The sequence below is a fragment of the Xanthomonas sp. BRIP62415 genome, from assembly GCF_003993515.1.
GTDB lineage: Bacteria > Pseudomonadota > Gammaproteobacteria > Xanthomonadales > Xanthomonadaceae > Xanthomonas > Xanthomonas euroxanthea.
Genome location: NZ_QEZH01000028.1, coordinates 84,495 through 98,920, shown reverse-complemented (window position 1 = coordinate 98,920; position 14,426 = coordinate 84,495). Strand labels below are relative to the sequence as shown.

General features: G+C 68.7%; 11 protein-coding genes. 3 read left to right on the top strand and 8 right to left on the bottom strand.

The window, feature by feature from the left end:
• Nucleotide 1 precedes the first annotated feature (1 nt).
• Nucleotides 2–1,312, bottom strand: coding sequence for a LysR substrate-binding domain-containing protein (locus tag EO141_RS13090; RefSeq protein ID WP_127169411.1), 1,311 nt, complete (start codon nucleotides 1,310–1,312; stop codon nucleotides 2–4).
• A 101-nt stretch (nucleotides 1,313–1,413) separates the two neighbouring features.
• Here EO141_RS13090 and EO141_RS13085 point away from each other — a divergent pair, with 101 nt between their 5' ends.
• The 3 genes from EO141_RS13085 to EO141_RS13075 all read left to right on the top strand — a co-directional run bounded on the left by EO141_RS13085 (nucleotide 1,414) and on the right by EO141_RS13075 (nucleotide 4,390).
• A complete protein-coding gene (locus tag EO141_RS13085) occupies nucleotides 1,414–2,085 on the top strand; it encodes a 4-carboxy-4-hydroxy-2-oxoadipate aldolase/oxaloacetate decarboxylase (RefSeq protein WP_126947071.1) in 672 nt (223 codons plus the stop codon).
• On the top strand, nucleotides 2,078–3,133 hold the full coding sequence (locus tag EO141_RS13080) for a 4-oxalomesaconate tautomerase (RefSeq protein ID WP_127169410.1): 1,056 nt from the start codon (nucleotides 2,078–2,080) through the stop codon (nucleotides 3,131–3,133). The genes EO141_RS13085 and EO141_RS13080 overlap by 8 nt, the downstream gene beginning before the upstream one ends.
• 234 nt (nucleotides 3,134–3,367) lie before the next feature.
• Nucleotides 3,368–4,390: an amidohydrolase family protein gene (locus EO141_RS13075; RefSeq protein WP_104585154.1), complete on the top strand. Its 1,023-nt coding sequence runs from the start codon at nucleotides 3,368–3,370 to the stop codon at nucleotides 4,388–4,390.
• Nucleotides 4,391–4,844: 454 nt separating this feature from the next.
• Here EO141_RS13075 and rpmG read toward each other — a convergent pair whose 3' ends face one another.
• From rpmG to EO141_RS13040, 7 genes are all read right to left on the bottom strand, one after another.
• Nucleotides 4,845–5,012, bottom strand: coding sequence for a 50S ribosomal protein L33 (rpmG, locus tag EO141_RS13070; protein WP_002809462.1), 168 nt, complete (start codon nucleotides 5,010–5,012; stop codon nucleotides 4,845–4,847).
• Nucleotides 5,013–5,025: 13 nt separating this feature from the next.
• Nucleotides 5,026–5,262 (bottom strand): 50S ribosomal protein L28, encoded by a 237-nt coding sequence (rpmB, locus tag EO141_RS13065; RefSeq protein ID WP_002809459.1) that lies wholly within the window; start codon nucleotides 5,260–5,262, stop codon nucleotides 5,026–5,028.
• A gap of 321 nt (nucleotides 5,263–5,583) precedes the next feature.
• The gene (locus EO141_RS13060; protein WP_127169409.1) at nucleotides 5,584–8,778 is read right to left on the bottom strand and encodes a CusA/CzcA family heavy metal efflux RND transporter; all 3,195 of its coding nucleotides are present in this window, start codon (nucleotides 8,776–8,778) and stop codon (nucleotides 5,584–5,586) included.
• 314 nt (nucleotides 8,779–9,092) lie between these two features.
• Nucleotides 9,093–10,355, bottom strand: a complete 1,263-nt coding sequence (locus tag EO141_RS13055; RefSeq protein ID WP_127169408.1) for an efflux RND transporter periplasmic adaptor subunit — start codon at nucleotides 10,353–10,355, stop codon at nucleotides 9,093–9,095.
• 209 nt (nucleotides 10,356–10,564) lie between these two features.
• Complete coding sequence (locus EO141_RS13050) at nucleotides 10,565–11,836, bottom strand: TolC family protein (RefSeq protein ID WP_127169407.1); 1,272 nt, start codon at nucleotides 11,834–11,836, stop codon at nucleotides 10,565–10,567.
• Between the two features lie 55 nt (nucleotides 11,837–11,891).
• Complete coding sequence (locus EO141_RS21395; protein ID WP_164739202.1) at nucleotides 11,892–12,275, bottom strand: hypothetical protein; 384 nt, start codon at nucleotides 12,273–12,275, stop codon at nucleotides 11,892–11,894.
• 302 nt (nucleotides 12,276–12,577) lie between these two features.
• Nucleotides 12,578–14,398, bottom strand: coding sequence for a DUF885 family protein (locus tag EO141_RS13040; RefSeq protein WP_127169406.1), 1,821 nt, complete (start codon nucleotides 14,396–14,398; stop codon nucleotides 12,578–12,580).
• Between the last annotated feature and the right edge of the window lie 28 nt (nucleotides 14,399–14,426).

The window sequence follows — 14,426 nt, the reverse complement described above, 5'->3', positions numbered from 1 at the left end:
CTCAAGAAGGTTCCGATTCTGACCGCCCGGTGTGTGAACGCAACGGGGCGGGCGCGTCGATCGGCACGCAATAGCGAAACGGCCCGCCCTGTGCATCGGCCGGCTGCACGCGCTCGGCGCAGACCTGCCGCAGCGTCTGCACGAATGCCGACTGCGCGCGGGTGGGATGCCAGTCGCTGCGAAGCGTCATGCCGATCTGGCGGCGCAGTTGCGGCCCGGCGCGGCCGATCTCGCACAGCAACCCGGCGCGGCGCTCGAACAGGAACTGGTCGCGCGACATCAGCGTGAGCCAGTCGCCTTCCAGCAGCAGCCCGCGGATGGTCAGTTCCGCGCCGCACTCGATGCGTAGTGCCGGTGGCTCGATCTGCTGATCGCGAAACATGCGCTCCCAGCGCGCGCGCACCGGTGTGCCGGTGGTGGCGATCACCCAGGGATAGTCCAGCAGCTGCGCAAACGCATAGGCGCGCCCGGCCAGCGGGTGCCCGCTGCGCGCCACGATCACCGGCTCGTCGTCGAACAATGGCTCCTGCACCACATCGCGCAGCGGCAACGGCTCGCGCAGCGCACCGATCAGCAGATCCAGCCCGCCCTCGCGCAGATGCGCCAGCAATTCGGCATACGGGCCTTCGACCACGTTGACGCTGGCACCGGGATGCGCGCGCGCAAACCGCGCCAGGACCTGCGGCAGCAGGATCGCCCGCGCCAACGGCATCACCCCCAGCGCGATCCGGCCGGCATGCTGCGAGCGCAACCCGGCAACGTCGTCCAGGCCGGCGCGCAATTCGGCCAGCGCCAGGCGCACCTGCCGCAACAGCCGCGTGGCCACCGGCGTGGCTTGCACGGTCTTGCCGCGACGCACCGTCAGCGGCACCTCGACCACATCGGCCAGCGACTGCACCGCGCGGTAGATCGCCGGCTGCGACACCCCGGCGCGCGCCGCCGCCAGCGAGTAACTTCCCGCCACATCCACCGCGACCAGCGCCTGCAGCTGCCCCAGCGAAACCCGTCGCTCCAGGCCGGGGCGCGCCGGCAGCCGCAGCGCCCGCCGTGCCACCCGGATGCCGCGCCCCAGTTGCGCCAACGCCCGCTCGATGCGCGGCACCAGCAGCTGCGTGGCCTCGGTGGCGACCATGCCGCCCGGATGCCGCTCGAACAGGCGCGCGCCGAGCTGCTGTTCCAGCCGCGCCACCGCCTGCGTCAATGCCGGCTGCGACAGGTTCACCTGCGGCGCGGCCGCGCTGATGCTGCCCAGCCGATGCACCACGGCCAGGGCGTACAGATGGCGAAGGTTCGGCTCGGGAGTCGGCGGCATGCTCTAACTATAAGCAAAACCAATATGCATACCTCAAATTAATCTTGAGCCAGCAGGCGATCGCCGCACAGACTCGGCGCACTCCTAACGAGGATGGATGGATGAGCCAGGTCGTCACCCGGATCGAGCGCACCCCGCTGGCCATCGTCGACGGGCTTGCGCAGGCCGGCGTGGCCACCGTGCACGAGGCGCAGGGGCGCAGCGGCCTGCTGCATCATCGGCTGCGCCCGATCTACACCGGCTGCCGCATCGCCGGCACCGCCGTCACCGTATCGATCCCGCCCGGCGACAACTGGATGATGCATGTGGCCATCGAGCAGCTGCAGCCCGGCGACGTGCTGGTGGTCGCGCCAACCAGCGCCTGTTGCGACGGCTACTTCGGCGATCTGCTGGCCACCTCGGCACAGGCGCGTGGCTGCCGCGGGCTGGTCATCGATGCCGGGGTCCGCGATGTACGCGACCTCACGGCGATGCAGTTTCCCGCCTGGAGCCGCGCGATCTGCGCGCAGGGCACCATCAAGGAGACGCTGGGTTCGGTCAACGTGCCGCTGGTCTGCGCCGACGCGCTGGTGCAACCGGGCGATGTGGTGGTGGCCGACGACGATGGCGTCTGCGTGGTGCCACGCGCCACCGCTGCCGCGGTGCTGGCCGAAGCGCAGGCGCGCGAAGCGCGCGAACTGCTCAAACGCGAGCGCCTGGCACGCGGCGAACTGGGCCTGGACATCTACGCCATGCGCGAACGCCTGGCGGCCAAGGGCCTGCGTTATGTCTGAGCAGGTACGCGCGATGTGGATGCGCGGCGGCACCTCCAAGGGCGGCTTTTTCCTGGCCGACGAGCTGCCGGGCGAGCGCGCCGCGCGCGATGCCTTCCTGCTGCGCGCCTACGGCTCGCCGGATGTCCGCCAGATCGACGGCATGGGCGGCGCCGACCCGCTGACCTCCAAGGTGGCGGTGGTGTCGCGCTCGGCGCGCGCCGATGCCGACGTGGAGTATCTGTTCCTGCAGGTGTCGGTGGAACAGGCACAGGTCAGCGACGCGCAGAACTGCGGCAACATGCTGGCCGGAGTTGCGCCGTTCGCACTGGAACGCGGCCTGTTGCCGGCACGCGATGGCGAGACCGAGGTGCGCATCTTCATGCGCAACACCAACACGCTGGCCACCGCCAGCGTGCAGACGCCCGGCGGCCAGGTGCGCTACGACGGCGACGCCCGCATCGACGGCGTGCCCGGCACCGCTGCGCCGATTGCACTGGCCTTCGCCGGGATTGCCGGCTCCTCGTGTGGCGCCTTGCTGCCCACCGGCAACCGTGTCGATCTCCTGGATGGCGTGGAGGCCACGCTGATCGACAACGGCATGCCCTGCGTGGTGCTGCGCGCCAGCGATCTCGGCATCAGCGGTTACGAAGACCGCAGCACGCTCGATGCCGACGCTGCGCTGAAAAGCCGCCTGCAATCGCTTCGTCTACGGGCCGGCCCGTTGATGCGGCTGGGCGATGTCGCCGAGGCCACCGTGCCGAAGATGATGCTGGTCGCCGCCCCGCGCCACGGCGGCGCGATCAGCGTGCGCTCGTTCATTCCGCACCGCTGCCATGCCTCGATCGGCGTCCTCGGCGCGGTCACCGTGGCCACCGCCTGCCTGCTGCCCGGTTCGCCCGCCCATGCGCTGGCGCAGCTGCCCGGCGGCAGCACGCAGCAGCTGGAGGTCGAACATCCCAGCGGTGCGAGCAGCTGCGTCATCACCGTAGACGCGCACGGCGAGGTGGTGCGTGCCGCGGTGCTGCGCACCGCACGCAAACTGTTCGATGGGCAGCTGTATGGCTGAGCGGATGGATGCGCCAGCGGGCTGGATCGATGGCCATCGCCAATGCCACGCCCGCTCCCTGCGCCTGCCTTGCAGCGTGGCCGGCACCACCTGCGGCAACGACCTGCGGCTGAGCATCCATGCATGGGCCACAACCTGCGTGGGCACCTACAGGTTCCGCGCGCCGTGTGGGTCAGCCTCCCGCGCACGTGGTCGTTTGCTCCCTGATCCCGCTGCCCCGAGACGACCCCTGCCATGATCATCGACTGCCACGGCCACTACACCACCGCGCCCGCGGCGCATGACACCTTCCGCAAGGCGCAGATCGCGCACTACGACGACCCGGCCCTGCCCGCGCCGGTGTATCCGTCCATCTCCGACGACGCATTGCGCGAAAGCATCGAGCAGCACCAGCTGCGCCTGCTGCGCGAGCGTGGTGCGGACATGACGATTTTCTCGCCACGCGCCAGCACCATGGCGCACCACATCGGCGACGCAGCGGTCAGCCAGGTGTGGACGCGCCACTGCAACGACCTGATCGCGCGGGTGGTGCAGCTGTATCCGCACACCTTCATCGGCGTGTGCCAGCTGCCGCAGTCGCCGGGCGTGCCGATCGCCCAATCGATCGCCGAGCTGGAACGTTGCGTCACCGAGCTTGGGTTTGTCGGCTGCAACCTCAATCCCGACCCGTCCGGCGGCCACTGGAACGGCATGCCATTGACCGATCGCGCCTGGTATCCGTTCTTCGAGAAAATGGTCGAGCTCGACGTGCCGGCGATGGTGCATGTGTCGGGCAGCTGCAATGCCAACTTCCACGCCACCGGTGCGCATTATCTCAATGCCGACACCACCGCGTTCATGCAGTTTCTCGAAGGCGACCTGTTCGCCGATTTCCCGGACCTGCGCTTCATCATCCCGCACGGCGGCGGCGCGGTGCCGTATCACTGGGGCCGCTTCCGCGGCCTGGCCGACATGCTCGGCAAGCCGCCGCTGTCCACGCATGTGATGCGCAATGTGTTCTTCGATACCTGCGTGTATCACCAGCCCGGCATCGACCTGCTGTTCGAGGTCATCGACATCGACAACATCCTGTTCGGCTCGGAGATGGTGGGCGCGGTGCGCGGCATCGACCCGCAGACCGGCCAGTATTTCGACGACACCAAGCGCTATATCGATGCCTTGGCGATGTCCGATGCCGACAGGCGCAAGGTGTTCGAAGGCAATGCGCGGCGGGTGTATCCGCGGCTGGATGCGCAGTTGCGCGCGCGCGGGCTGTAGCGGTGTTCCCTTCCCCCATCGGGAAAAAAAGGTGCCCGCAGGGCGGATGAGGGGCGCCTCGGAGAGCAGTCACCGCCTGCGACGTCAAACGCGTCGCCACGCGCCGTCAGAAGTAAAACACCGACTGCTTCGCCTCGAACTGCAAACTACTAACGGTGCGTGCAATCGGAAAAACGACGTCTCGCTCCCTTCTCCCACCGGGAGAAGGTGCCCCGCAGGGGCGGATTAGGGTAGTGCAAAGCCTCTGGTACTCAAACCACTGCGAGTGGCTTCGCCCCGTCGTACCCTCACCCCAACCCCTCTCCCGGAGGGAGAGGGGGTATGCACGCTGGATAAGGGACGTGTAATCGGAAAAATCATCGATACCCGTCAAGAACACCGCGATCGATTTCCACAAACGCAAACACCCGCCTTGCGGCGGGTGTTTGCTGGATGCAGATCGGTAATCGGTGGATTACTTGATCTTGCCTTCCTTGTACATCACGTGCTTACGCACGACCGGGTCGTATTTCATCATTTCCATCTTCCCCGGAGTGTTCTTCTTGTTCTTGTCCGTGGTGTAGAAGTGGCCGGTAGCGGCCGAGGAAATCATACGAATCTTGTCACGCTTGCCTTTTGCCATGACTGCTTACTCCTCAGACCTTTTCGCCGCGCGCACGCAGCTCTTTCAGAACGGCATCAATCCCGTTCTTGTCGATGGTGCGCAATGCATGCGCGGAGACTCGGAGCTTCACCCAACGGTTCTCGCTGGCGACCCAGAAGCGGCGCTCATGCAGGTTGGGCAGGAAGCGACGACGGGTTCTGTTGTTTGCGTGGGAGACGTTGTTACCCGTCTGCACACGCTTGCCGGACACTTGGCATACGCGGGACATTACGCACCTCGATAAATGAATTGCCACCCATAGCCTGGGGAGCGGCGGCCCCGACAGCATCAAGCTGCCACGCAACGTTGGGAATCAAGAACTTACGCTGGGAACAAGACGGCAACCCCATCGCGCTGGGTGCCGCCATCCGGAGCGATCCGGGCACAGCGAGCCGCGCATTATGCACGGCAATTCCTTGTGCCGCAAGCACTTAGCCTGCACCACCGTTGTGTGCCGCCTGGCGCCCGGCACCCCTTGCCTGTCCACCGCTGACTGAGGCTGCGGCCATTCGGATCCCGGCAGACGCGCCTGCCGGGATCGTGTCACGTCTCAACCAACCGCCTTCGTTGCAAGCCGCCCCGGCCGCTCGCGGTGCAGCCAGCGATACAGCACCGGCAGCACCAGCAAGGTCAGCAGGGTGGACGAGACGATGCCGCCGATCACCACCGTGGCCAGCGGGCGCTGCACCTCGGCCCCGGCGCCGACGTTGAAGGCCATCGGCACGAAGCCCAGCGCGGCCACCAGCGCGGTCATCAGCACCGGGCGCAGACGGCTCAGCGCGCCTTCGCGCAGTGCCTGCTCCAGCGACAGGCCCTCGGCCCGCAGGCTGCGCACGAAGGCGATCATCACCAGGCCGTTGAGCACCGCCACCCCCGACAGCGCGATGAAGCCGACGCCGGCGGAGATCGACAAGGCCAGGCCGCGCAGCGCCAAGGCCACCACACCGCCGGTCAGCGCCAGCGGCACGCCGCTGAACACCACCAGCGCATCGCGCAGCGAGCCGAACGACCAGTACAGCAGCGCGAAGATCAGCAGCAAGGTCCCCGGCACCACCCAGGCCAGGCGCTGGCCGGCGGAGATCAGTTGCTCGAAGGTACCGCCGTAGCCGATCCAGTAGCCGGTGGGCAGCACCACCTCGGCCCGCACGCGCTGCTGCACCTCGGCGACGAATCCGCCCAGGTCGCGGTCGCGCACGTTGGCGGTGATCACGATGCGGCGCTTGCCGTCCTCGCGATTGATCTGGTTGGGCCCGAGCACGGTGTCGACCCTGGCGACCTCGCGCAGCGGCACCGTGGTCGGCTCGCCACTGCGCCAACCGGCCGCGCGACTGGACTCGTCGGCATCGGCGCGCTCGCCATCGCCGCGCAGCGGGATCGGCAGATCGGCCAACGCCGTCGGGTCCTGCCGCAGCCCTTCCGGAAGCCGCACCACGATGTCGAAACGGCGGTCGCCTTCGAACAGCTGCCCGGCCGCCTGCCCACCCACCGCCGCCGCCACCGTGTCCTGCACCACGCCGGGATTGAGCCCGTACCCGGCCAGCGCGGCGCGATCGGGCACCACTGCCAGCATCGGCAGGCCGGTGGCCTGCTCCAGGCTCACGTCGGCCGCACCCGGCACCGTGCTGGCGACTTCCTGTACGCGTTGCCCCAGGGTGACCAGCGTGTCCAGGTCATCGCCGTAGACCTTGATCGCCACGTCCGCACGCACGCCGGAAATCAGCTCGTTCATGCGCATCTGGATCGGCTGGGTGAACTCGTAGTTGTTGCCGGGCAGCTGCTTCACCGCCTGCTCGATCTCGGCCACCAGTTGCGCCTTGGGCTTGCGCGGATCCGGCCATCGTTCGCGCGGATGCATGATCAGGAACGTATCGGCCACCGACGGCGGCATCGGATCGGTGGCCACTTCGGCGGTGCCGAGCTTGCCGAACACATGCGCCACTTCCGGAAACTGCTTGATGCGTTTTTCCAGCGTGGATTGCATGGTGATGGCCTGTTCCAGGCTGGTGCCGGGAATGCGCAGGGCATGCAGCGCGATATCGCCCTCGTCCAGGTTCGGGATGAACTCGCTGCCCAGGCGCGTGGCCAGGACCGCGCACAGCGCCACCGCCGCCAACGCACCGAGACCGACCCAACGGCCGTGACGCAGCGCGCGATCCAGCAACGGTGCATACACGCCGCGCGCCCAGCGCATCGCGCGGTTTTCGTGCTCGGCCACCTTGCCGCCGAGCAACAAGGCGATCGCCGCCGGCACGAAGGTCAGCGACAGCAACATTGCACCGCTCAGCGCCAGCACCACGGTGATCGCCATCGGGTGGAACATCTTGCCTTCGATACCGGTCAGCGCGAACACCGGCAGGTACACCGCGGTGATGATGCCCAGACCGAACAGGCTGGGACGGATCACCTCGGCCGTGGCCTCGGCAGTCAGTTCGAAACGTTCATCGCGCTCGAGCACCCGCCCCAGGCGCAGCTGCGCCTGGCCGAAGCGGCGCAGGCAGTTCTCCACGATGATCACCGCGCCATCGACGATCAAGCCGAAATCCAGCGCGCCCAGGCTCATCAGGTTGCCGGACACGCCACCGCGCACCATGCCGGTGAGGGTGAACAACATCGCCAGCGGAATCACCGCCGCGGTGATCAGGGCCGCGCGCACATTGCCCAGCAGCAGGAACAGCACCACGATCACCAGCAAGGCGCCTTCGATCAGGTTCTTGGCGACGGTGACGATGGTGCGGTCCACCAGTGCGGTGCGATCGTAGACCGGCACGGCCTGCACGCCGGCCGGCAGACTGGCATTGGCCACCTCCAGCCGCTGCGCTGCGGCCTGCGCCACGGTGCGGCTATTGGCACCGACCAGCATGAACACCGTGCCGAGCACCACTTCGCTGCCGTCCTGGGTGGCCGCACCGGTACGCAACTCGCGGCCCTCGCCGACCTGCGCCACATCGCGCACCCGGATCGGCACACCCTCGCGTCGATCCAGCACGATCGCGCCGATCTGGGCGATGTCATCCACCTGCCCCGGCACCCGCACCAGGAACTGCTGGCCGTTGCGTTCGATATAGCCGGCACCGATGTTGCGATTGTTCGCGTCCACCGCGCGCGCCACATCGTCCAGCGTGAAGCCCAGTGCGACCAGGCGTGCCGGATCCGGGGTGATATGGATCTGCCGCGCATAGCCGCCGATGGTGTTGACCTCGGTCACGCCAGGCACGTTGCGCAACTGCGGGCGCACCACCCAATCCTGCAGGGTGCGTAGATCGGTGGCCGTCCACGCACTGCCATCGGGTTTGCGCGCATTCGGTTTGGCTTCGACCGTGTACATGAAGATCTCGCCAAGCCCGGTCGCGATCGGCCCCAGCTGCGGCTCCAGGTCGGCCGGCAGTTGCGACTTGACCTGCTGCAGCCGCTCGGCCACCTGCTGCCGCGCAAAGTACAGATCCGTGCCATCGGCAAACACGGCGGTGACCTGCGACAAGCCGTAGCGCGACAACGAGCGCGTGGACTCCAGCCCCGGCAATCCCGCCAGCACCGTCTCCAGCGGGAACGTCACCCGCTGCTCCGACTCCAACGGCGAATACCCCGGCGCGGCCGTATTGACCTGCACCTGCACATTGGTGATGTCCGGCGTGGCATCGATCGGCAAGCGCGAAAAACTCCACGCCCCGATCGCAATCAACACCCCCGTCAACGCCAGCATCAACCAGCGCTGCGCGATTGCGAACCGGATGATGTCAGTGAGCATGGCGCGCACCTCCGCGCACACTCGGCGCAACGGCGTGCGCAGCCACGCCGATCAGTGCATGCGTACGCACGCACGGCGCCTGTGCAATCGCAGCGGGTGGCCGGCGGCCGGCGGCACTGCAGCCAGGATCCCGACCTCCGCCAATATCGCAATCACCCCCGGCCTCTGCTGCGCAGACTGTGACGCTGTTGCTGGTGTGATCGCCCGCGCCGCGACCGCGTCGATGCCGTAGAACACGTGTCGCTGAAGCATGGAAGCGCTGTTCGCACGCCCATGCGTGCGGCCGAGGAAGAAGCAAGCCGTAAACGCAGCGATCAATGATCATGCGAGGCCCCCGACTTTTCGATGTCGGCCTTGACCAGATAGCTCTGCTCCACCACCACCGCATCCCCCAACGCCAGACCCGACACCACCTGCACCTGCTGCGCATCGCGCGCGCCCAGTGTCACCGGCCGCACCTCGTACACATCGCCCACCCGCACGAACACCACCTCCCAGTCGCGAAACTGCTGCAAGGCCCCGACCGGCACCACCATCGCCGCCGGCTGCTGCGCCACCGTCACCCGTGCCTTCACTGCAGAGCCCGGCCGCCACAGGCCATCGCTGTTGCGCAGCACCGCGCGCGCCACCGTGCTCTGACTGGCCGTGGCCGTGCCCGGCAACACGCGCTCCAGCGTGGTCTGCGCCACCACGCCATCGCTGATGCGCGTCACCGTCACCGGTGCGCCGGCAGTGATGTGCCCGGCATCGGCGCCGAAGATGTGCAGATCCACCCACAGGCTCGACAGGTCGGCGATCTCGAACAGCGCCTGGCCTTCGCTGGCGTTGCTGCCCAGGCTGGCGTTGCGGGCGAGCACGGTGCCGCTGATCGGCGCACTGACCGGATACGTGGTCAGGCTCAGATTGCTCTCCACCGTGGCCAGGACCTGGCCGGCGCGCACCTGGTCGCCGACGTTGACGCGCAGGCTGCGCACCGGCCCGGGAAAGCGCGCGGTGGCCTGCGCCTGCGCACCTTCTGCCGGCGTCAGCAGGCCCTGCACCTCGTGCTGGTCGGCGATGCTGCCGGGACCGACCGGCGCGACCCGGATGCCGGCGTCCTGCGCGATCTTCGCCGCGATGGTGGTGCGGCCTTCATAGCTGGGATAGGCCCAGCGACGCGGCTTGCCCTGCACGGTGGCGCGCACTTCCACGTCGAACGAATGCGGCTCGCCGACCGTGCTGTCGGCCAGCAGGCTGCCGTCGTCGCGCGCGCGCAATCGATGCACTTCGTGGACGCCGCCGAGCCGGGTCAAACGCACTTCGACAGTGCCGGCGCCGGGCGGCAAGGGCTTGCCGTCGCGGTACAGCCAGGCGCGATAGGTCGGCGGCGTGCCGTCTTCGGCAATCGCCAGCTCCACGCTGTCGCCGTCCTGGCGGAGCAGGCGCCCGCCGTGCGCGCCTTTTTCGGCGTCTTCGCCATGTGCGTCGGCCTCGCCCTCGGCACCGGGCGTTGCGTGGTCATGCGATTCTTCGCCGTTGCGGCCGCAGCCGCCCAGCAGCAGCGCCAGCAACAGCGGCGCGATCAGAAAACGTGTCATCGAAGAACATCCTGGTGGGCACCGACGCGCTGCGCCGGGCGAACGAACGAAGAAGGGGTACGCCGGACGCTCTGGCTGCGCGGTGGGCGCGGGCATCGCCTGGCGACTGCTGGATGCCGGCGCGATTGCGAAGGTCGATACCGATCCCGGCGCAGCAGATCCCGGCGCACACGGGCAGGCAGGGCGAAAACGCACAGCGGACGTCGCGCTCATGGCCGCACCTGCGCAGCGTTGTCGACCACGAATGGCTGCCCGGTCAGGCGCTGGATCTCGATCAATGCGCTCTGCGCTTCCAGCGCCGCCGCCAGCTGCTGCTGGCGTGCATCGCTGCGCTGCGCCTGCAGCTGCGCCCAGTCCAGATAACTGGTGGCGCCGGCGCGGTAGGCGCGCTCGGCCGCGGCATCGGCACGCGCGAGTGCGGGCAGCACATCGCTGCGCATCCGCGCCACTTCCAGCTGCGCGGCGCGGTAGCGGCCATGCGCGTCGGCCAGGGTGGCGTAGAGCACCAGCGCCTGCGATTGGCGTTCGATCTCCAGCAACGACAGCTCCGCCTCGGCGGCGCGGATCTCCGGTTGTGCGCGCGTCTCGCTGCCCAGGGCCAGCGAAACGCTGCCGAGCACTGCGGTGGCGTCGTTGGCCTGGAGCCGGCGCACGCCCACCTGCCAGTCCAGATCCGGGCGCGCCTGGCTGCGTGCCAGCCGCACCCGCGCCTCGCGCACGCGCTGCTCGCCGTTCAAGCGCGCCAGTTCGGGAGTGGCATCGAGCAGCTGCGCCAGCACCTCGAAGTCGGGAATCGCCGGCAGCTGCAATGGGTCGCCGGTGACATCGCCGAAGTCAGGCGTGCGCTGCCCCCACAACACCGCCAGCTGGCGGCGTGCGGCCAGCAGCTCCTGCTGCGCGCGATCGCGCTCCAGTTCCGCGCGCGCCTGCAGGGCCTGGGCGGTCAGCAGCACCGATTCGGGCGAGGCGCCGGCCTGCAGCCGCTGGCGCGCGGCACTGACGGTGCGCTGCCGCTGCGCCAGCGTTTCCAGCGCAACTGCCTGCCGCTGCGCGGCCATGCCGATGGCCAGATAGCGCCGCGCCACTTCGGCCAGCACATCCAGGCGCGCCAGCGCACGTTGCGGGGCCAGTGCGTCGATGCGTGCCTGGGCCAGGGTGCGGCGTGCGTCCAGCTTGCCGCCGCGTTCCAGCACGCCAGCCAGGGTGACGGTGAGTTCGGCCTGGTCCAGCGCGCGGGTCGGGCCGGTGCCGAACACGTTTTCCAGTTCGGCGCCGATGCGCAACGGCGGACGCAGCGCGTCGCGCTCGGCCTCGGCGGTGAGGACCGCGCGCTGGCCATCGGCCAGGCGCAGGTCGGGGTGCTGCCGGGCGACGCGCGCGATGGCGTCGTCCAGGGTCAGCACGGGTTTGGGCGGTGCATCCTGCGCCATGGCGCACGGCACGACCGCGAAGACGGCCAGTGCCGTCAGTCGCAACCACATGAGGGTGTCTCCGGAATCGGGATCGATGGACAGGCCGGCAGTTGCCGGCGATGCATCAGGCCGCGATCGGGGGACGCAATCCGGTCTCGCTCAGGTGCGAGCGGTAGTACGCGAACACGGCCACGGGTTGGGCCTGCGCGTGCGTGGACAGCGGCAGCCAGGCCAGCGCCGGCAATACCGCCGGATTCTGGCCATGGCAGTAGCCGCTATGCATCAGGGCGTGCATCAGGCCGGCCCCGTCGCGCTCGCCGGCATCGCCTTCGTCGGCGCCGTCATGGCCATGCGGCGCGGTGTCTTCCAGGTGCATCTGGTCGTGCGCCAGTGCATGCACATCGCCCAGCGCGCAAGCCACCGGTGCCACCAGCACGCCCATGACCAGCACCGCCAACGCCATCAGGCGCAGCAAGGGGTGCAACAGGCGGGCGCGGCGAAGCAGCATGGGCGCAGCGTATCGGGGCCGGGGCAGTTACACAATCGCATGGGCGGCAGGGCACGCACGGCACGGCAGCGCGGTAGGAGCGGACCTGGCCGCGACGCGGTCGGGTCGGGTCGGGTCGGGTCGGGTCGGGGTCGGGGTCGGACCAATGGCATCACGCCGGGATGCCGGCTGCACGCACACAGCGTGTGGATGGCCGGTCGCCGGCAGCGGTCACCTGGATGTTCCAGGCCGCGGCGGTGCCAGGGTCGGGCCGGGCGTCGCGGCCGGGTCCGCTCCTACGTGGAGCGGACCGTTGTGCCGGATCAGGGGGCGGCGGCGTTTGGCCTGGCGGCGGCCGGGCGTGACTTGCTCTCGGCGATGAAGGCGCGCACCTGCTGTTCCAGCACCGGCAAGGTCACCGACCCCTGCTTCAGCACCGCGTCGTGGAAGGCCTTGATGTCGAAGCGGTCGCCCAGTTCTTTCTCAGCCTCGGCACGCAGCTTGACGATGGTGATCTCGCCCAGCTTGTAGCTCAGCGCCTGGCCGGGCCAGGAGATGTAGCGGTCCACCTCGGTGGTGACCTCGTGCTCGCTCAGCGCAGTGCGGTCGCGCAGGTAGGCCAGCGCCTGCTCGCGGCTCCAGCCGTCGTGGTGCACGCCGGTGTCGATCACCAGCCGGCAGGCGCGCCACATTTCGTAGGTGAGCCGGCCGAATTCCTCGTACGGGGTCTCGTAGATGCCCATTTCCTGGCCGAGCTTCTCGGTGTACAGCGCCCAGCCTTCGCCATAGGCGGAGATGTAGTTTTCGCGACGGAACGCCGGCTGGTCGCCCTGCTCCAGCGCCAGCGAGCCCTGCAGCGAATGCCCCGGCGAGGATTCGTGCAGGGTCAGCGCCGGCAGGTTGTACAACGGCCGCGACGGCAGGTTGTAGGTGTTGACCCAGTAAGTGGTGGCACCACCGCGGCCGGCGGTCCAGAACGGGGCGATATCGTCCGGCACCGGCTTGATGGTGAAGCGCCCGCGCGGCAGCGTGCCGATGAACCTGCCGACCTGCCCGTCCACGCGCTTGGAGATCCACGCGGCGCGATCGAGCAGCTCCTGCGGGGTCTTGGCGTAGAACTGCGGGTCGGTGCGCAGGAAGCTCAGGAACTGCGCAAAGCTGCCCTTGAAGCCAACCTGCCGGATGATCGCGTCCATCTGCGCCTGGATGCGCGCCACCTCGTCCAGGCCGATCTGGTGGATCTGCTCCGGGGTCAGTTCCAGCGTGGTGTATTCGCGGATCTGCTGGCGATAGAACGCCTTGCCGTCGGGCAGCGCTTCGGCCGCCAGCGTGGTGCGCGCCTTGGGCATGTACTCGTTGCGGAAAAAGCCCAGCAGCTTGGCGTAGGCCGGCAGTACCGCCGTGCTGAGCGCGGCCTTGGCCTGCTCGCGCAACTGCGCCTGTTCGGCGGCGGGGATCTGCGCCGGCAGCTGGTTGAACGGGGCGTAGAAGCTGGATGCGGTGGGATCCTTGACCTCGGCCACGGTGGCGATGGAAACGTCGCGGCCATCCAGCACCGCGCGCGGCACGCTGAACCCGCGTGCCAGGCCGGCGCGCATGTTGGCGGTCTGCTGGTCGAAGTAGCGCGGCACATCGTTCAGGCGCGCGATATAGGCGCGGTACTCGGCGGCAGTCTTCATCGGCCGCTGCGCCATGAAGCCCAGGTTGGACCAGAACGAGCTGTCCGAGTTGAACGGCATCTCGTACAGGCGCAGGCGCACTTCGGCGGCGAGGTTTTCCACCTGCGGGCGGTAGATGGCGTAGTTGACCTGGTTGCTGGGCGAGAGCTGTTTCGGGTCGATGCCGTCGAGCTGCTTGAGCACGCCGTCCCATACCGCCAGGCGCGCCTGCTGCGCGGCCGGGCCGACATCGGGCAGATGGGTGTTGTCGCCGGTGGTGTCGCTGTCTTCGTCGGCCTGGCCGGTCTCGGCCTGGCGCCAGCGCCACTCTTTCTCGTAGATGGCGCGGAAGCGCGCATCGGCGGGGCGCTCGGTGGTCAGCGTGGCAGGCGCCACTGGTGCCGGTGCGGCGGCCTGCGCCGAGGTGGCGGCGAAGCTTGCGCCCAGCAGGGCGAGCGAAAGTGCGGCGGCGAGAGGAGATGTCACGTGCGGGCGGCCTGCGTTCGGATCGAAC

Coding starts and splice junctions, on each gene's coding strand:
- EO141_RS13090 (WP_127169411.1), bottom strand. CDS start 1,312: ATGCCGCCGACTCCCGAGCCGAACCTTCGCCATCTGTACGCCCTGGCC.
- EO141_RS13085 (WP_126947071.1), top strand. CDS start 1,414: ATGAGCCAGGTCGTCACCCGGATCGAGCGCACCCCGCTGGCCATCGTC.
- EO141_RS13080 (WP_127169410.1), top strand. CDS start 2,078: ATGTCTGAGCAGGTACGCGCGATGTGGATGCGCGGCGGCACCTCCAAG.
- EO141_RS13075 (WP_104585154.1), top strand. CDS start 3,368: ATGATCATCGACTGCCACGGCCACTACACCACCGCGCCCGCGGCGCAT.
- rpmG (WP_002809462.1), bottom strand. CDS start 5,012: ATGGCAAAAGGCAAGCGTGACAAGATTCGTATGATTTCCTCGGCCGCT.
- rpmB (WP_002809459.1), bottom strand. CDS start 5,262: ATGTCCCGCGTATGCCAAGTGTCCGGCAAGCGTGTGCAGACGGGTAAC.
- EO141_RS13060 (WP_127169409.1), bottom strand. CDS start 8,778: ATGCTCACTGACATCATCCGGTTCGCAATCGCGCAGCGCTGGTTGATG.
- EO141_RS13055 (WP_127169408.1), bottom strand. CDS start 10,355: ATGACACGTTTTCTGATCGCGCCGCTGTTGCTGGCGCTGCTGCTGGGC.
- EO141_RS13050 (WP_127169407.1), bottom strand. CDS start 11,836: ATGTGGTTGCGACTGACGGCACTGGCCGTCTTCGCGGTCGTGCCGTGC.
- EO141_RS21395 (WP_164739202.1), bottom strand. CDS start 12,275: ATGCTGCTTCGCCGCGCCCGCCTGTTGCACCCCTTGCTGCGCCTGATG.